At 55.9% G+C, this 16,650-nt stretch carries 17 protein-coding genes; 9 read left to right on the top strand and 8 right to left on the bottom strand.

Translation table 11 applies throughout. The features are described 5' to 3' along the window. Positions 1–996, top strand: a 996-nt coding sequence (locus tag MSNKSG1_RS16610) for an isocitrate/isopropylmalate family dehydrogenase (protein WP_008940460.1), incomplete at its 5' end; no start/stop codon positions are given. Positions 997–1,167: 171 nt separating this feature from the next. On the opposite strand, the gene MSNKSG1_RS16605 is transcribed toward MSNKSG1_RS16610, so the two are convergent. The 5 genes from MSNKSG1_RS16605 to merT all read right to left on the bottom strand — a co-directional run bounded on the left by MSNKSG1_RS16605 (position 1,168) and on the right by merT (position 4,359). Continuing rightward, positions 1,168–1,782 carry a tyrosine-type recombinase/integrase gene (locus MSNKSG1_RS16605; protein ID WP_008940459.1) on the bottom strand — a complete coding sequence of 205 codons (615 nt, stop codon included), beginning with the start codon at positions 1,780–1,782 and terminating at the stop codon, positions 1,168–1,170. A 250-nt stretch (positions 1,783–2,032) separates the two neighbouring features. Continuing rightward, a complete protein-coding gene (gene merA, locus MSNKSG1_RS16600; protein WP_227498051.1) occupies positions 2,033–3,487 on the bottom strand; it encodes a mercury(II) reductase in 1,455 nt (484 codons plus the stop codon). Next, complete coding sequence (gene merF / locus MSNKSG1_RS16595) at positions 3,429–3,599, bottom strand: mercury resistance system transport protein MerF (RefSeq protein ID WP_008940457.1); 171 nt, start codon at positions 3,597–3,599, stop codon at positions 3,429–3,431. Before merF ends, merA begins: the two co-directional genes overlap by 59 nt. 85 nt (positions 3,600–3,684) lie before the next feature. Next, positions 3,685–3,987 (bottom strand): mercury resistance system periplasmic binding protein MerP, encoded by a 303-nt coding sequence (merP, locus tag MSNKSG1_RS16590; RefSeq protein ID WP_008940456.1) that lies wholly within the window; start codon positions 3,985–3,987, stop codon positions 3,685–3,687. A 15-nt stretch (positions 3,988–4,002) separates the two neighbouring features. Further along, the gene (merT, locus tag MSNKSG1_RS16585) at positions 4,003–4,359 is read right to left on the bottom strand and encodes a mercuric ion transporter MerT (RefSeq protein ID WP_008940455.1); all 357 of its coding nucleotides are present in this window, start codon (positions 4,357–4,359) and stop codon (positions 4,003–4,005) included. Between the two features lie 73 nt (positions 4,360–4,432). Between merT and merR the strand changes: the two genes are divergently transcribed. The 6 genes from merR (at position 4,433) to MSNKSG1_RS16560 (ending at position 11,259) form a co-directional block, all read left to right on the top strand. Next, the gene (gene merR / locus MSNKSG1_RS16580; protein WP_008940454.1) at positions 4,433–4,867 is read left to right on the top strand and encodes an Hg(II)-responsive transcriptional regulator; all 435 of its coding nucleotides are present in this window, start codon (positions 4,433–4,435) and stop codon (positions 4,865–4,867) included. 317 nt (positions 4,868–5,184) lie between these two features. Next, positions 5,185–6,069 carry a complex I NDUFA9 subunit family protein gene (locus tag MSNKSG1_RS16575; protein ID WP_008940453.1) on the top strand — a complete coding sequence of 295 codons (885 nt, stop codon included), beginning with the start codon at positions 5,185–5,187 and terminating at the stop codon, positions 6,067–6,069. Positions 6,070–6,349: 280 nt separating this feature from the next. Then, a complete protein-coding gene (locus MSNKSG1_RS16570) occupies positions 6,350–8,110 on the top strand; it encodes a GGDEF domain-containing protein (RefSeq protein ID WP_008940452.1) in 1,761 nt (586 codons plus the stop codon). 192 nt (positions 8,111–8,302) lie between these two features. Continuing rightward, positions 8,303–9,157: an alpha/beta fold hydrolase gene (locus MSNKSG1_RS16565; RefSeq protein ID WP_008940451.1), complete on the top strand. Its 855-nt coding sequence runs from the start codon at positions 8,303–8,305 to the stop codon at positions 9,155–9,157. After that, positions 9,111–9,308, top strand: a complete 198-nt coding sequence (locus MSNKSG1_RS19700) for a helix-turn-helix transcriptional regulator (protein WP_152638808.1) — start codon at positions 9,111–9,113, stop codon at positions 9,306–9,308. The genes MSNKSG1_RS16565 and MSNKSG1_RS19700 overlap by 47 nt, the downstream gene beginning before the upstream one ends. Before the next feature lie 151 nt (positions 9,309–9,459). Further along, entirely contained in the window at positions 9,460–11,259 is a 1,800-nt protein-coding gene (locus MSNKSG1_RS16560) for a choice-of-anchor I family protein (RefSeq protein ID WP_008940450.1), read from the top strand. A 32-nt stretch (positions 11,260–11,291) separates the two neighbouring features. On the opposite strand, the gene MSNKSG1_RS16555 is transcribed toward MSNKSG1_RS16560, so the two are convergent. Further along, a complete protein-coding gene (locus tag MSNKSG1_RS16555; protein WP_008940449.1) occupies positions 11,292–11,648 on the bottom strand; it encodes a GGDEF domain-containing protein in 357 nt (118 codons plus the stop codon). A gap of 260 nt (positions 11,649–11,908) precedes the next feature. On the opposite strand from MSNKSG1_RS16555, the gene MSNKSG1_RS16550 reads away from it, so the two are divergent. Beyond that, complete coding sequence (locus MSNKSG1_RS16550; protein WP_008940448.1) at positions 11,909–13,066, top strand: methyl-accepting chemotaxis protein; 1,158 nt, start codon at positions 11,909–11,911, stop codon at positions 13,064–13,066. Positions 13,067–13,109: 43 nt separating this feature from the next. On the opposite strand, the gene MSNKSG1_RS16545 is transcribed toward MSNKSG1_RS16550, so the two are convergent. Both MSNKSG1_RS16545 and MSNKSG1_RS16540 read right to left on the bottom strand, forming a co-directional pair. Further along, the gene (locus MSNKSG1_RS16545) at positions 13,110–14,360 is read right to left on the bottom strand and encodes an ABC transporter substrate-binding protein (RefSeq protein ID WP_008940447.1); all 1,251 of its coding nucleotides are present in this window, start codon (positions 14,358–14,360) and stop codon (positions 13,110–13,112) included. Positions 14,361–14,500: 140 nt separating this feature from the next. Next, positions 14,501–15,442 (bottom strand): ketopantoate reductase family protein, encoded by a 942-nt coding sequence (locus MSNKSG1_RS16540; protein WP_227498050.1) that lies wholly within the window; start codon positions 15,440–15,442, stop codon positions 14,501–14,503. Positions 15,443–15,647: 205 nt separating this feature from the next. Here MSNKSG1_RS16540 and MSNKSG1_RS16535 point away from each other — a divergent pair, with 205 nt between their 5' ends. Then, a complete protein-coding gene (locus MSNKSG1_RS16535; RefSeq protein WP_008940445.1) occupies positions 15,648–16,640 on the top strand; it encodes a YeiH family protein in 993 nt (330 codons plus the stop codon). Positions 16,641–16,650 lie beyond the last annotated feature (10 nt).

Genomic DNA, 16,650 nt, shown 5'->3' with positions numbered 1-16,650 from the left:
AAGAAGCAGATCGAGGATCTGGGGCTGAATTACTACTATGAGCTGATCGATGCCCAGGCGGCGCGCATTGTCTCGAATCCACCGGAGCGGGCGCTCTGGGGCGTTCCGGATAACACCACCGGGCGCAAGCTGCTCAAGCTGGTGAACCAGCTTCGAGAGTTCGGCATTCCCAGCCGGGGTGCCCATGTGTCTATCTCCCGCATGAGTGCCGGTGGCGGCGACCAGTACGGAAGCTTCAACATGGCAGCCCGGGAAGATGGCATTCTTAAAGTCATTGTCGACGGCGACGAGAAACATGCCCGCCAGGTAAAGAAAGGCGATCCCATGTTGCTCATGTCCAACGACCGGGAAGCCATCAAGGACTGGGTCCTGCAGGTGTTCCGTGATGCCTCACGCAAGGACAAAGAGGTGTATTTCGGTCTCAAACGCGAGTACATGGAGTACGACGATGTCTACAGCGATGTTATTACCGAGGTGCGCCGGGAGCTGGCCAGCGAGCACACGCCGCCTCCATCGTTCATGATCATGCGGCCTTCGAGCCAACTCAAGAAGATGATCACGGACCCACCCAGAAACGCGCTGTATCCCTCCCAGAACCTGGATGGCGATATCTTCTCGGACATTTCCGCAGCGCTCGGTGGTAGCCTGGCGACTGCTAGTTCGATTATCGAGAGCAAGGACGGCACCATGCTGTTCGAAGCGCCCCATGGTACCGCTCATGATTTGTATCTCAAGTATCTGGAGAGCGACGGGAAAATCGCCCATTTCAACCCCTCGGCGTTGATCTTTGCGTTGGCCAACGCCTTGGAAACCCTCGGTGAGAGAGAGGGTAACGAACCGCTCAGTCAATACGCCGTTCAATTGAAGGCCGCTTTAACCGGTACGGTCGATCGGGGCATTGTTACCGCCGACTTGAAGGGAAAAACCGTCAATCAGGATTCCGAGAAGGTAGTTGATATGGCGGTTTTTTTGGACTCTGTAGAGGCCTTGCTTTGAGAAAGGATGGATTTCTTAGGTTTGGGCTAGGAAAATTGGCTTGGATTGATTGTAAGGTGAATGTTCGCTTTTGTTTACGACTGAAGGACCCTGATCAAAACCCGAAGGTGATCATCGACCGAACCTGGTAGCGTCTGCAACATCCAGCAACCAAGGAGCCAAGTTACGCATTTAGATCTCAATACTCTCAGCTATCTCCAGAGCATCCTCGACTTCGACGCCAAGGTATCGCACGGTGCTCGACATGTTCGTGTGTCCCAACAGCAACTGTACAGCTCGAAGATTCTTGGTCTTCTTGTAGATCAATGTCGCTTTGCTGCGTCTCATTGAATGGGTTGCGTATACTGAAGGATCAAGTTCAATGCTGGTAATCCACTTTTTAACAAGACGGGCGTATTGATGAGTAGTGATATGGTCAAACTTTCGCATCCGGCTCGGCCATAAATAATCCATACCTGAGAGTCCGCGCAACTCGATCCATGCTTCGACCGATTCGCGCGTCTTTTTGGTTAACTCAAACTGGACAGGCTGACTGGTCTTCTGCTGGATGACTTGCGCCCGATCCAGAACCTCGCCGTTTCTGGAAATATCTCGAACCAGGAGCTTTACCAAATCGCAGGACCGGAGTTTGCAATCAATTGCCATGTTGAACATCGCCAGCTCGCGGATGTTCTTAGCAATCTCCAACCGAATGCGGATAGCCCATATTTGTTCGAGTTTGAGCGGTAACTTCTGGCCAACGAGCTTCCCCTTGTTCCAGGGGGCTTTGCTGATAGGAAATGGCATGACATGGCCCTCTTTGGAGGGTAAGGGCCTTTAAGTATGGCTCAGAAAATTGTTTCCTGTTGTCCAACCGGTCGCAAAGCGAACGTTCGGGTAAGGCAGTCAATGCCAATGCAATGTAAGCGTCTGGCGATCACCTCTTGAATGGAGAATCAGAAGCTTCACCCAAAAGGATATGCGGACTGATGCCAAGGCAACGCTGGCCTGCCCACCTTAACGCTGCCCAGTAAATCCAGAGCCGCGTTAACATCACTTACCCGGCACAGCAGGACAACTGCTTTACATCCTTGGTGAACGTTTGCGCACAGAGTTTGAGTCCTTCCACCATGGTCAGATAAGGGAACAAGTCATCGCCGATTTCCTGAACGGCCAAACCTGCTCGTAATGCCATCACTGCCGTTTGGATAATTTCACCGCCTTCCGCTGCGACAATCTGCACCCCAAGCAAACGGCCTGTGCTGCGCTCTGCCACCATTTTAATAAATCCTTGGGTGTAAAAATTGACTAGCGCACGCGGCACGTTTTCCAAGTCGAGCAGTCGGGTGTCCACGCTATAACCCCGTGCAACTGCTTCGGCTTCAGAGAGGCCAACGGTGGCAACTTGGGGATCGGTAAACATGACCCCGGGCATGGCACTGAGGTCGAGTTTGGCCTCGCCTCCCGTCATGTTGATGGCGGCTCGGCTGCCCCCGGCAGCGGCGACATAGACAAACTGCGGTTGGTTGGTGCAGTCTCCGGCAGCATATATTCCGGGGGCCGTGGTTTGCAGATGCTCATCCACCTGAATTGCGCCGCGTGAGGTTTCCACGCCAATGCTTGCCAGGTTCAGGGCTTCGGTATTGGGCGTTCGACCGGTCGCCACCAGCAGCTGATCGGCTCGCAAGGTGCCGGCAGACGTCTCAACGATGAACTCATTGTCGCTGTAGTCCACTTGACTAGGTGCGGTCTCGCGAAGCACCTCAATCCCTTCTCGCTTGAACGCCGCATCCATAGCTTCCCCGATTGCGGGGTCTTCACTGGACAACAAACGGCTCCGGGCCAAAACAGTAACCTTGCTACCGAGTCTGGCGAACGCCTGAGTCAATTCCAGGGCAACGAAACCGGCACCAATCACGATCAGCCGTTTGGGAACGGTATCCAGCGCCAAGGCACTGGTTGATGTCAGGTAAGGAGTGTCTGCCAGCCCCGTGATTCGCGGCTCTGCCGGCCTGGCTCCGGTTCCAATAAAGGCGCGATCAAAATGAACCGGTTTTTCACCACCCTCAGCCAGCGTGACTACCAGGCTATTGGTATCGACAAACCGGGCCTCACCGTTCAGGACTGTGATGTCCTTGTGTTCTCGAAGTATCTTTTCGTACTTGGTGTCACGCAGCTCCTCCACTCGTGCCTGCTGTTGCTGAAGCAGTTTTGCTCGGTCTACCTGAGGAGCCTCAGCACTGATGCCCGCATCGAAAGGGCTTTCTTTTCGAAGATGCGCGATATGTGCTGCACGAATCATAATCTTCGAGGGCACGCAGCCAACATTTACGCAGGTGCCGCCGACCGTCCCACGTTCAATCAGGGTGACGCGGGCACCGCGCTCCGTTGCCTTCAGGGCAGCCGCCATGGCGGCTCCGCCACTGCCGATTACCGCAATATGCAGTTTTTTGTCATTTTTCACTCGGGAAACTCCTTGGAGCTTTGAAGTTGCTCTCGTAGCTGGCGTCATAGTGTTTTTTCCGCCAGAACGCATAGACCGTGAGGCCGATGAATACCGCCAGTGCCGGAAGAAGCACATAGTCGAGATAGCCCGTCAGGGCGGCCAGTCCCACGGTGGACATCAAAATGACCAAAATCGGTGTGAAGCAGCATAGTGCAACCAGAATAGTCCTACTATGCCAACCCTAAGCAGGTTCTTCGGATTCTTCATTGCCCCTCCGGGGTCGCCTCTAAGGCCGTGGGAGTGGAGGGGTAACCAGCGTCGCTCGTGGCCTTGGTGAGCGCCTCTATGGAAGTGAGCGCATCGTCAAAGGTGACGACGGCTTCTCGATCAGGGTAGCTCACGGAAACTTGCGATACCCCTTCCACCTTACTTAAAGCCAGCTTGACGGTGATCGGACACGCGGAACAGGTCATGTCAGGCACCGAGAGAGTTACTTTTTGAGACGCAGCCCAGGAGGACATGCTGAGCAAAGCGAGGAACATGGCAAGTACAAACTGTTTACGCATGAGGAAAATCTCCTTTTAGTAGAATAGAGGCAAAATGTAAGGGAACACTAATGCGACCAGTACCAGAGCCGTCACTACCCAAAAGATCACCTTATAGGTCTTTCGGACTTGAGGGATCGCACAGGTTTCACCGGGTGAGCATTGCTCTACAGGGCGGTAAATTCGTCGCCAGGCAAAGAACATGGCGACGATGGCCGCGCCAATGAACAGCGGTCGATAGGGCTCCAAAGCTGTCAGGTTGCCGATCCAGGCACCGGAAACGCCCAGAGTGATAAGTACCAACGGCCCGAGACAGCACGCCGAGGCGAGAATTCCAGCCATGCCCCCGACAGCGAGAGAAGCACATCCGGATTTAGATTTGAATTTCGACATGACGCTGACACCTGTTACCCATGGACTTGATGAGATAAGGTTACTTCCGTAGTCAACTACGGAGTCAAGCAGCATGTCGGTTAAAGCCAATTCAATGACCATTGGCGGCTTGGCCAAGGCGGCCAATGTAAATGTCGAGACGATCCGCTATTACCAGCGGCGAGGTCTTTTGTCGGAACCCAAACGACCTCCAGGTGGTATTCGACGCTACGGTTTCGCCGATATTGATCGGCTGACATTTGTTAAAACGGCGCAGCAGCTGGGTTTCAGTCTCGACGAGATAAGCGATCTTCTGCGGCTGGAAGATGGCACCCACTGTGAAGAAGCCAGTGCGCTCGCCGAGCACAAGTTGAAGGATGTGCGCGAAAAGATCGAAAGGCTGGTAAAAATCGAGGAGGCTCTGAGCGAAATGGTCAGTCAATGCCACGCGCAGCCGGACAGCATCGCGTGCCCGCTCATTGCATCTCTACATGAGGGAGGCATTGGAACAAAAGGCCAAAGGGATTAGCTTCTAAACCAATCGACCTCTTGGGGTTCTACCCCGTCACTGCGGACACTACGAAAAGATGGGCAGATTTATCGAACCGAGGTGCGCGAATGTTCGCTTTTTGTTTATAAGGAGATGTTGAGAGAACATGGCTCTCGTGCCCCTGATTTGAACTCCACCCCATTACCTCCGACATTTCCAAGCTATCCCTGCTTTGCGCTGGCTCCGTCACTGATATTTAAAAGCCGACCAGCAAATCACCCAGGTTCGACAACCTCCACCAACATCTCCTACAGTCCCATGTGGCATGAGTCCAATTTGACCACTGGGAGCGCCTGATGACTGATCCGTTGGTGACGGTGCTGGGAGGGACAGGATTCCTGGGTTCCTTCATCGTTAATGAGCTGGTCAAGGCTGGATACACCGTCCGGGTCGCCTGCCGGCATCCGGAACGTGTCACTCTCGCGGCCTCCGAAAGCGTCGAGAAGGTTGGCTGTGACATCCTGGATGAACGGTCACTCAGCCGGGCATTGAAAGGCTCGACAGCCATCATCAATGCGGTCGCCCTCTACAACGAAACGCGCACACTCACGTTTGATCAGATCCATGTCGATGGCGCACAGAGCGTCGCGCGCTGTGCCCGGGAAATGGGCGTTGACCGGCTGATACTGATTTCCGGAATTGGCGCCAGTAGCGAGTCGGCTTCCAAATACGTCCGGGCCCGGGCCAGGGGTGAGGTGGCTGCGCGCAAGGTCTTCAGGGACACTACAATTCTTCGTCCGAGCGCTCTCTGTGATCGCCATGGCGGGTTTGTCAGCGCCCTGGAGATGGTGACGCAGCTTCCAGTGATACCACTTTTTGGTCGAGGTACAACGCAGCTGCAACCCGTCTATGCGGGGGATGTTGCTGCGGCCGTGCACCGATGCATTGAAATGCCAGGAACTGCAGGTAAAACCTTTGAATTGGGCGGGGGTAAAACCTACACGTACCTTGAGTGCGTTAATCTCATGCTTGAACACAAGGGAACCCGCCGGGCCAAGCTTCCACTCCCCTTCGGCTGCTGGCATGCACTGGCGGCCCTGCTCAGCCTGCTTCCAGAACCGCCACTCAACCGGGACCAGGTCATTCTGATGGAGAATGATAACGTAGCAGGCTCCGGCTGTGGCACCTTCCGGGATCTCAGCATAGAACCCTTGAGCCTCCAGGATGTTATCCGTCGTTGAATGACAGGCGGTTTACATGTCACCAAACAGTCATACTTACGAATTATCGTCTCTCCACAAAGAAGCCGGGCAAACGCTGGGCTTCGCTTCCACTTCAGGCACAGAAGCAGCCAGGTAAGCCATTAGACGCCCCCAATGCTTACCTCTACTCAGAACAAAACGGACGAACACTGACTAAACGGAACCCTTAGGGTCTGGGAGTACGACTGTCGCTTGAATTCATGGCAAATGCACTTTGAATCAGAGCTTCCCAATAGTGAAACCTGCAGTAGCCAATTGCATGACTTCTCCGAGTGAAGACGCCCTGCTGGATGAACTGGACAGAATTATCCGGACTGAAAGCCTCACTCCCCTGTTCCAGCCCATCGTCGATGGGACCACCCAGGCCGTTTTCGGCTATGAAGCCCTGATTCGGGGGCCTGAAGATTCTCCGCTTCACTCCCCGATTGATTTGTTCGAGACAGCCACCAGTTCCGGGAGACTGGCAGAACTGGACTTCCTGTGCCGGAAACTCTCAATCGAGGCCTTCAGCGAGCAGGACCTGGCCGGCAAGCTGTTCCTCAATATCATGCCGGCATCAATGCTGGACGCCAATTTTCGAGAGGGTCTGACCGCGGGATTTCTGGCCGGCGCTGGTTTATCCCCGGAACGGGTGGTGATTGAACTGACCGAGCATGTGCCCGTCGAGGATTACGACCTGATGCGGGCGGCGGTTGCCCACTACCGGACCATGGGGCTGCAGGTGGCCCTGGATGACCTTGGAGCCAAGTACTCGAATCTTCGGCAATGGGTGGAACTCCGACCGGAGTTCGTGAAAATCGACCGGCATTTCATCAAGAAAATCCACAAGCATCCGTCGAAACGGAAGTTTCTCGAATCGATCATCAAAGTCGCCAGGAACGTTGACTGCACCATCATCGCCGAAGGCATCGAGTCGGCGGATGAGTATCACTGTTTGCGGGACATGCAGTGCGATCTGATGCAAGGCTACTATTTCGCACGGCCCGACAGGCGTCCCTCCTATAAAGGCAACCCACCTGGCACCCGTCACAACCACCTCTCGCCTGAACGCATTTCCGGCCCGCTGAAAAAGACCGCCGCCCTTCTGTGCAGGCAAATAGCTCCAGTCAATGAGCAGGCGCCTGTACTGTCGGTGCTTGAGCGTTTTGAGGCCACCCCGAACCTCCGCTGTGTCACCGTCATCAACGACGACAGTGTTCCCGTCGGGATCCTGCGCCAGAGGGACATGCTGGGGCGTTTTGCCAACCCGTTCAGTCACGCACTGTATTCCCGCCAGGTTGTTGGATCACTGATGGACAGGAATGCCCTGGTGGTGGAAGAGAGCACCCCGCTGGAGCAGCTCAGCGCTCTGGTGACAGAAACATCGGAGGCCGAAGTCGAAGACTTCGTTATTATCGATCGATCCGGTCATTACCTGGGAACAGGGAACATCATCGACCTGCTCCGGGAAATTACCGCGCTGCAGGTGACCTATGCCCGGCAGGCTAACCCCCTGACCGGCCTGCCCGGAAACGAGGCGATCCATCAGGCGATTACAGAACGTCTGGAGTCAAACTCGCCGTTCTGTGCGGTGTACTGTGACCTGGACAACTTCAAAGCCTATAACGACGTTTACGGTTACGCGAATGGCGATCAGATCATACTGGCCCTGGCCCGCATCCTCAGCGAACTATGCCGGGAATCGGGCTTTGTCGGTCACATCGGCGGGGACGACTTCATAGTCCTTCTGGATATGGAAACGCGCCGTAGCGAAGCCGTCTGCCACGACATACTGAGCCGCTTTGCCCATATCGCACCGGCGTTCTACACGAAAGAGCATCAGAGGGAGGGCGGCATTCAGGTTTCCGATCGCCAGGGCAATGTCCGGTTCTTTCCTTTTATCTCCGTCTCCATGGCACTCCACCCGGTACGGCCAGACCACAACAATTCCAACCTTGATCTGGCAGACACGCTGACGGAGCTCAAAAAACAGGCGAAGAAAGAACCGGGCAACAGTCTTTTTATCGACAAACGCCGATAGGTAATTTCCTCCGAAAGACACCGGTGCTGCGGCTGTGGCTGCTCCAGCGGGAACACTGATGCCATTACCCAGATTGCAATGCCCAACATGATTATTCGGGTCGGCGCAGATGACGTCATCATCCTTATGGGGTACGTTATGAAGGAAATGCCGCTACTTAATCGTTAGGCTCGCAAATTTCCGGGCAATGTCATGAACAATAAAAATGTCAGGCTTGCAGATGGCCGCAACCTCTCTTTTGCCGAGTACGGCCCCGAAACAGGCAAAGCTGTCATCGCTTTCCATTGCATCCCCGGTTCACGCCTTGAACAGGTCGGTGATTCGGCTCTGCTCACCGCATTGAATATTCGCCTCGTTGTTGTCGATCGTCCCGGCTATGGCCACTCTGATTTCCAGGAGCATCGCACACTGCTGGACTGGCCCGACGATATCAGTCAACTCGCCGATGCGTTGTCTCTCGATCGTTTTTCAATTCTGGGATTTTCCGGTGGAGGTGCTCATGCCGCAGCATGCGCCTTCAGGATTCCGCAGCGTCTAAACCATGTGGCGCTGATCGGCAGCACCGCGCCGTTCGATGCGCCGGAGGTTCTCGACGACATGTTGCCTGCCAACCGGGACCTGTTTGAGTTGGCGGCGGCGGACTATCGACAGATTGAACAGCAGCTGGCCCCGGTCGCAACAACCCCGGAAGCCGTGCTGGGATTGCTGGAGGCGCCGGCGCCCGCCCCGGACAAGGCTATTTTCGCCGGCGAGCCATTTCGTTCCATGTATATCGCCAACCTCGCGGAATCCATCCGCCAGGGGCTGAAGGGCTTCGCCTATGATATGTCCCTGATTGCCCGCCCGTGGGGGTTTGATGTTCGCGAAATCAAGGCGAAAGTATCTCTGTGGCATGGCGGCAAGGACATCAACACGCCGCTGGCAATGGGCCGTTATCTGGCCGATACCATCCCTCAATGCCAGGCGCATTTTCTGCCTGACGAGGGACACTGGCTGATGTTTGCGCACGGTAAGGAAATACTTCAAAGCCTGGCCGGCGAATCATGAGGGTATTGAAGCGCGGCTGGCCGGGGCATTAGCCAATGGTTACAGCCTGGAGAAGATCGCCGAAACATTCAGGTTGAGTAGAAACACCGTTCGCACCCAACTCAAGTCCTGTTTTCAGAAAACCGGCGGCACCGGCAGACTGAGCTTGTGAAGCTTATCCTGAGTGATCCTGCGGGCCTGGTTCATCGGTCCTGAGGACAAAAAAAGTCAATAAAGTTCCATCTACAAAAACGACACTCTGTCACCACAGTGTCAAAAAGCCCATTCAAGGTAATGACTTCCCGTCTTAATTTGGAGGCTTTATGACATTGGATACGTTGTACCGAGCCCTCGGCCTGACCCTTCCCCTGACGTTCATGACCCTGGCCGGCTGTGTCACCGATGGCGAGGATGGCGACGCTGGCCTTGATGGCGTCGACAGTTCCAGCCAGACCATTGAGTTGACCCGGGTGGGCCGATCAGCATCACTTGGGTTCGATACCTCGGCCGCCGAAATCGTCGCATTCGATCCGACCCAGGAGCAGATCTTTACCACCAGCGGCGCTGATGAAGTCGTCAATGTTTTCTACGCAAGTGACGTCACCGCCATTAATCAACCGGATCTGCGCTTGAGTATCCCTGACCTCCTTGTGGCAAACGGCAAGGTAAACACCGCGACAGATCTGGGCAGCGTCACCTCCGTTTCCACCAATGAGCGGTACGCCGCCGTTGTCATCCAGGCCAATCCGAAAACTGACAACGGCTGGCTGGTGTTCATCAACCTGTCCGATCTGACATACGCCGGAGCGGTTCAGGTCGGCGCCGGCCCCGACATGGTGACTTTCACACCGGATGGCAAGCAGGCGCTCGTGGCGAATGAGGGCGAGCCGGATGAGGGATTCATCAACGACCCGGAAGGCACTGTGAGTATCGTCGACGCGAGCGATTTCTCGGTCACGAACGTTGGCTTTACTGACTACAATGAGGGCGCGGCGCGATACAGCGAACTGCCCACAACCCGTATGATCATCGACGGGTACAACGCATCTACCACCAGCAACAATCCTTCGGTGGCGCAAAGTTTCGAGCCTGAATACATTGCCGTCAGTGATGATGGCCTGTATGCCTATGTTTCCCTGCAGGAAAACAACGCGGTGGCGGTCATTGATCTCGACGGTATGAGTGTTGAAACCGTCTATGGCCTCGGCTTCAAGGATCACTCGATCCCCGGCAACGAACTGGATGCCAGTCAGAAGGATGGCGTGAACATCCGCAACTGGCCGGTCAAGGGCATGTACATGCCCGACTCTGTTGCGGCGATGAGCTACAATGGCAAGACGTACCTGCTTACAGCCAACGAAGGTGATGATCGTCAGGACTGGCTGGACGGCGTGACCGACCAGGCCTCCTGCGAAAATGCCGGTTATTTCTTCGACGCCGGCGATGGCTGCGTGGACGCGTTTTCCGCCAAGGACTATTACAGCGCGGACAACGTCACGCTCGATAGCTCCAGGACATCTGCGCTCAACGGCGGCTTCGGCGACGACGACGAACTGCGCCGACTTAAGTTCTCCTACTTCACCACCACGCGAATGAACGGCGGAACGGATTTCACCACTCTCTACGCCTACGGCGCCCGCTCTTTCTCTATCTGGGACATGAGCACCGGTGAGCAGGTATTCGATTCCGGCAGCGATTTTGAACGGATCACCGCAGCCCGCTATGGCGAGAACTTCAACAATGACAACGCGGAAAACACTGGTGACGACCGTTCCGACAACAAGGGGCCGGAACCGGAAGCGATCACCGTCGGCAAAATCAATGGCCACACCTATGCCTTCATTGGTCTAGAGCGAATGGGTGGCGTCATGGTGTACGACGTATCCAATCCCCAGTCACCCCGCTTTGTCCAGTACATCAACAACCGGGAGGTCAATCCGGCCATCCAGCCGGCCGGCGACAGCACAAGCTACTCGCCAGATGTGGGCGACCTGGGGCCTGAAGGCTTCAAGTTCGTGGAGGCCAGTCACAGCCCGAGCGGCAAGCCCCTACTGATTGTCGGCAACGAGGTTAGCGGCAATACCTCGATCTATGAGATTGCCACGACGCTGCTGGAAGAGTAACCCCGATCGAGAGCCTGCCCTGTCGCGGGCTCTCACCCCATTACCACACAGTTCCTGCCCCGAGCCTTGGCGCGGTACAGGCGCTTGTCCGCCATCGCAAACATTTCCCGGACCTTCAGGGATTGAGGCGTATCCGTTGCCACACCCACACTGGTGGTTACAGACAAAGGACCGACTTCGGTAGCGATGGGCGTGCCAGCGACAGCTTCCCGAATGGCTTCGGCCCGCGCCTCCGCGATCCGTTGGATGATCGCGACAATCACTTCATCCCCGATGGCGTGACCATGGACATCATTAATCTGTTTGAAATTATCGACGTCCACCAGCAATAGCGCACAGGCATCGGCGAGTGATGCCCGTTCATCCTGCATCCGGGCCATTGTTCCCATGCAAGAAAGCCAGCCCCAGAATCGACCCCATGAAGACCGTATAGGTGTATAGCGCCTTGCGGGTGCCCAGCAGAAAGAAATTTGTGAATAAAATAAGCGAGACGTCATCGCAACTTAGCGCACAGCGACCATCTGAGCGTGACTGACCCTCACATTTGAAAACGAAAGGTCACAGAACGCGAGGCAACGTCGTGCTAACGATGTATTGGAAATCATTCGCTTTCCGAACCCTCAAACACTTTCCTGAGGAGGCAGAGATCATGGCCCATTTTTCTCTGAAAATTCCCCAGCTACTCACTGCCTCTTCGGCGGTTGTAAATGCCATCGCCCTGATTCCCGTATGGCTTTTCCTCAACCACTATGAGTTTGTCGGCTTCCTGATCTGCGCGGCGCTCGAATTGCCCATTGCATGGCTCCTTGGGAAATACCTGCAAAGATACCTGCTGGGCTATATCGAAAAATCCACACAGCTTGAAAAAGGCGATCTGACGATTGGTTTGCAGTCTGACAGCTATTGCTGGTGCTTCAACAAACTGGGTGAGTCATTGACCTCGGCGGTAGATGGGCTGAACGGCATCACCTCAAAGGTCATTAACGGTGGCAATGCAATTGCCACCGAAATCCGGGAGATCAACAGTAACGCCGGACAGATGACCGACATCCTCAACCGACATGTCGACGAAACCGATCAGTTGGCAACTGCGGCCCAGCAAATGTCGACAACATCAGACTCGGTTGCCAAAGATGCGGCCGAAGCGGCACAGGCCGGCGAAACTGCGAACGAGCAAGTCCGGGAAGCCCAGGTCGGGGTTGAGGAATCCGTCTCACGCATTCAGTCGCTCAGCAAGGAAGTCGATGAGATCGAGGAGAACACCCACCGGATGAGCCAAGACATTTCGAAAATCTCGAACGTTCTTTCGGTGATTGGCGGCATTGCTGAGCAAACCAATCTCCTGGCGCTCAACGCCGCCATTGAAGCCGCTCGGGCCGGTGAGCAGGGGCGAGGCTTTGCCGTGGTGGCCGATGAAGTCCGGTCCCTCGCCACCAAGACCCAGGCCAGTACGGGCGAGATATCCGACATGCTCAACAGCCTCAAGGATGGCTCCACGACCATGGAGAACTCCATGGGCCGCACCAGGGCCAGCTTCGAAAGCGCCAGTGAAAGCGTGACGGCGATCCATCAAACGCTCTCGGAGGTTCTCGAATCCGTTTCGACAATGAGCGGTCGAAACCAGCAAATGGCGGCAGCCGCCGAAGAGCAAAGCTCCGTATCGCTTCAGTTGAGCCAGAGCGTCAGCACTATCCGTGAAACGGCCCTGCGTTTACAGGATCTGAACACCACGGCCGAACGTTCTCGCTTGAAGATGTCCGAGGCCAACGAATCGTTCCTGACGGAAGCGAAAGCCTTTGTAGTCTGAGTGGGCGATTACTGGCCACTCAGACTACTCTGTACGCCCTCTGCTAAAGATGCGGCGGCTTGTTCGCAGCCGCCCGCTCGGCTTTCCACTCGTCGAAGGTCTGCGCCGCTTTTTCGCCTTCCAGCGATCCCACGACCTCAAAAAAGTCGCTGCGGAGCTCGTCTTTCATCACCTCCAGTCTCGGCTTGCAGCGGACCACGTACACCGTCTGCAGGTTCTGGTGATCAAACGCCCGCCACTGCTGCTTATCCTTCAGCAGTGTGTAGGAATGCCCTTCCAGCGCCTTGATCAACGCCTTGGTGTCAGTGGTGCCTGCACGCTCAACGGCATCCTTGTACTGGTAGACGATGTCGTACGAGGTGGCCGCTGTAGAGGTGGGCCGCACGCCATAGTGTTCGGTAAAGGATTCAGCAAACTTCTGGCCACGGGGGAAGTCGAGCTGGTAGGGGATCGTCCACTCCCAGGGTGTGGTGGAAATCACCCCCTGCATAATGGTGGCACCCACGCTTTCGGCAATGCCCAGTGAGATGTTCGGTATGACGATCTGAAGTTTGCTCTTCAGATCCAGATCGTAGGCGACTTTGAGCGCCCGGATCAGGTCATTGCCATACAGCACCAGCACCAGCACGTCCGCGTTGCTGGCCTCGGCCGCTTTCAACGCTTTCGTGAAATCCTGCATGTGCGCGTTCGGGAACGGGGTGAGCGCATGAGGGTGGGCTTTCTCATCCGTGGTGTCCGTAAACGTCCGAAGGGACGCTTCCGACGAATGCCCCCAGGTGTAATCGGCTGTCACGTAAAAATAGCGATCGTCGCCGAAATTCTCCTTGAGGTAGTGGCCCAGCGCGTTGGCCGTCATCCAGGCGTTCGGGTATTCCCGGAACATGTGATCGTGCCCTTCGCTACCGGTGGTTGCGTTCGCGGAGGTGGTGGTTCCGAAATAGAGCCGGTCCAGTTTCTTTGCCATTTTACCGGAGGCAATCGCAACGGCACTGGAGGCACCGCCAAAGACCATGTCCACGCCTTCTTTCTGGATCAGCTCTTTGGTGTTGGCAACCCCACGCTCGGGAGAGCCCATGGTATTGCGGATGACCAGCTCAACATTTTTACCGAGGATGCCGCCGGCCTTGTTGATTTCCTCAACCGCGAGAAAGGCGCCCAGCCTCTGCTGCAGGCCCAGGTCCCGGTAACGTCCCGATTTCGGGTAGTTGAAACCGAGCTTGATGGTGTCGGCCATTAACGCAAAACTGGAAAGGAACAAGACGAACCCCACCAGCAGGGTGGTTCTCCTTCTCATCGGTGCCATCCTTTTGTTTCTGTTGTCTTTTATTGGAAGGCACAAACTATACGCTCATTTCCAGTCCCGAACGTGCCCCCACTGTAAGAAGACGCATAGTTTTTGTTACCGAGTGTACTTTGACCAGCGGGACACCCTCGTCACTGGCGCAACAGGGCGTTTACAAGAAAGGTATAAGGGGCCTCAATGCCCAGCGCTGCACAGCGTTTCAATACAGCACCGGCGATGCTGTCCAGTTCCAGCGGCCGGCCTTTTTCCTTGTCCACCAGCATGGAGGTCTTGATGGCATTGAAGCTGCGAATCAGGTCGAACATCTCGTCCAGATCCTGCCGGGTCAGATCCACGCCGTCGGCTTTGGAAGCCGCGACCGTTTCGGCCATCATACCGTAGACCACCTTGCCGAATTCCGGGTGGTGGGTGAGGCTCCGGGTGTCCAGCCCGGTCAGCGCCGACAGCGGGTTCACGCCATTGTTAATGACCAGTTTGCGCCAGAGCTCATAACGAATATCGCCGGTAACGCTGGTCGGAATTCCGGCGTCGTTGAAGGCGGACTCCAGCCTCCGAAGCAAGGGCAGTCGGGCATCCTCCTCATCGGGGGCTTTCGGCCAGGCCCCCATCACAATCTGGGCGACTCCCTCGGCGAACACCTTTCCTGGCTCCGTGATATGGCCACCGATTCGAACCGCCAATCCTCCCAGGACCCGGTTCTCACCAAGCCTGTCGGCAATCAATGGTTCGTTGTCGACACCATTTTGCAGGGACAACACCGGCACGGCCCCTCTGGAAAGCCAATCCCCCAACTCCTCCATAACCGGTTCCGTGGCAGTGGATTTCAGGGTAATGACAACCAGGTCGAACTCGTCCGGGTGGCAGGTCTGAATCAAGGTGGCATGATCGAGCGCCAGCGCAGGACAGTTGATCAAGCGGCCTTCGTAATCCACTTGCAGCCCCGAAGCCTGCAACGCTTCAAGGTGTCGGCCACGAGCCGTCAGCACCACGCGATGGCCGCGTTCGGTCAGCCTCGCACCGTAATAACCGCCGATTCCACCGGCGCCGATCATGAGAATAGTAAGGGAAGACACGGGCACCTCGTTCCGAAGTCCGACTGTGGGGAAACTCGAAATGCTACCAGAAAAGAGAACCGTCCATGGTTAGCCAATTCGCAGCAACATCCGTCCAATCCAGTATATCGATTTATTGAATAACCATTAATCCTTTTAACCATTTTATAAATATTAAAATAAAAAGGAGAATAACCATATAACGTTTTGATTGAGGAGGTTCAGAATGTGGGTCGGGCTTGGGGTCTGCACACTTTTAACGCTTGGCGGTTTTGCGCTGTCACACATCCCTTTTATTGCAGCAACGGGCATCAGCCCGCTGGTGCTCTCGCTGGCCCTCGGCGTACTGGCCGGTAATCTGCCCTGGTTCCAACTGAGCTCCGCTACGGCCGGACTGGCCTTTTCAACGCGCTGGCTTCTGCGGGGCGGCATTGTCCTGTTCGGGTTTTCCATCACCCTCCAACAGGTCTTCTCTCTGGGCCCGGGCATTGTGCTGCTGGACATGGTGGTGATAACCACCATCATCACGATCGGCTATTGGGTGGGCACACGGCTGCTCAAGCTTGATCCGGAGACCGCCCTGTTAACCAGCGCCGGAAGTGCCATATGCGGCGCAGCCGCAGTGCTGGCGACGGAAGCCACGATTCGCTCCAGACCGGCCGCCACCGCGATGGCGGTAGCGACGGTGGTTCTGTTCGGCAGCCTTGCGATGGTGGTCTATCCGGTGCTCTACCCGATCATGGGCTGGGACCAGGGCCTCTTCGGTGTCTACATTGGCGCCACGATTCATGAGGTTGCCCAGGTAGTCGCCGCCGGTGGCGCCGTGGGCTCCGATGCCCTGGCCAATGCCGTGGTGGTTAAACTGGTTCGCGTCATGCTGCTGGTGCCCTTCCTTCTGATTGTGGGCCAGTGGTGGGTTCGGAGAACACGCGCACCGGAAGAAGGCATCGCCGATCGGGGCAAACTGACCATCCCCTGGTTTGCATTCGGCTTCGTGGGCGCCATGGTGTTGAACAGCCTCGTGAGAGTGCCTGCACCGCTTCACTCAGGCATTGCCCTCAGCGGTCAGGTGGCTCTGGCGATGGCCATGGGGGCGCTGGGTTACGAAACCCGGATGGAGAAACTGAAAAGCCTCGGACTCAAGCCCATGCTGTTGGCCCTGATCCTGTTCGCCCTGTTGGTGACGGGCGGAATGGTTGTGACGCCCATGGTGATGTAAAAACGGCACC

This window comes from Marinobacter santoriniensis NKSG1, from assembly GCF_000347775.1.
GTDB classification, from domain to species: Bacteria; Pseudomonadota; Gammaproteobacteria; order Pseudomonadales; family Oleiphilaceae; genus Marinobacter; species Marinobacter santoriniensis.
Note: the sequence above shows the minus strand (reverse complement) of the source record. Positions and strands in the feature narration are given on the sequence as shown.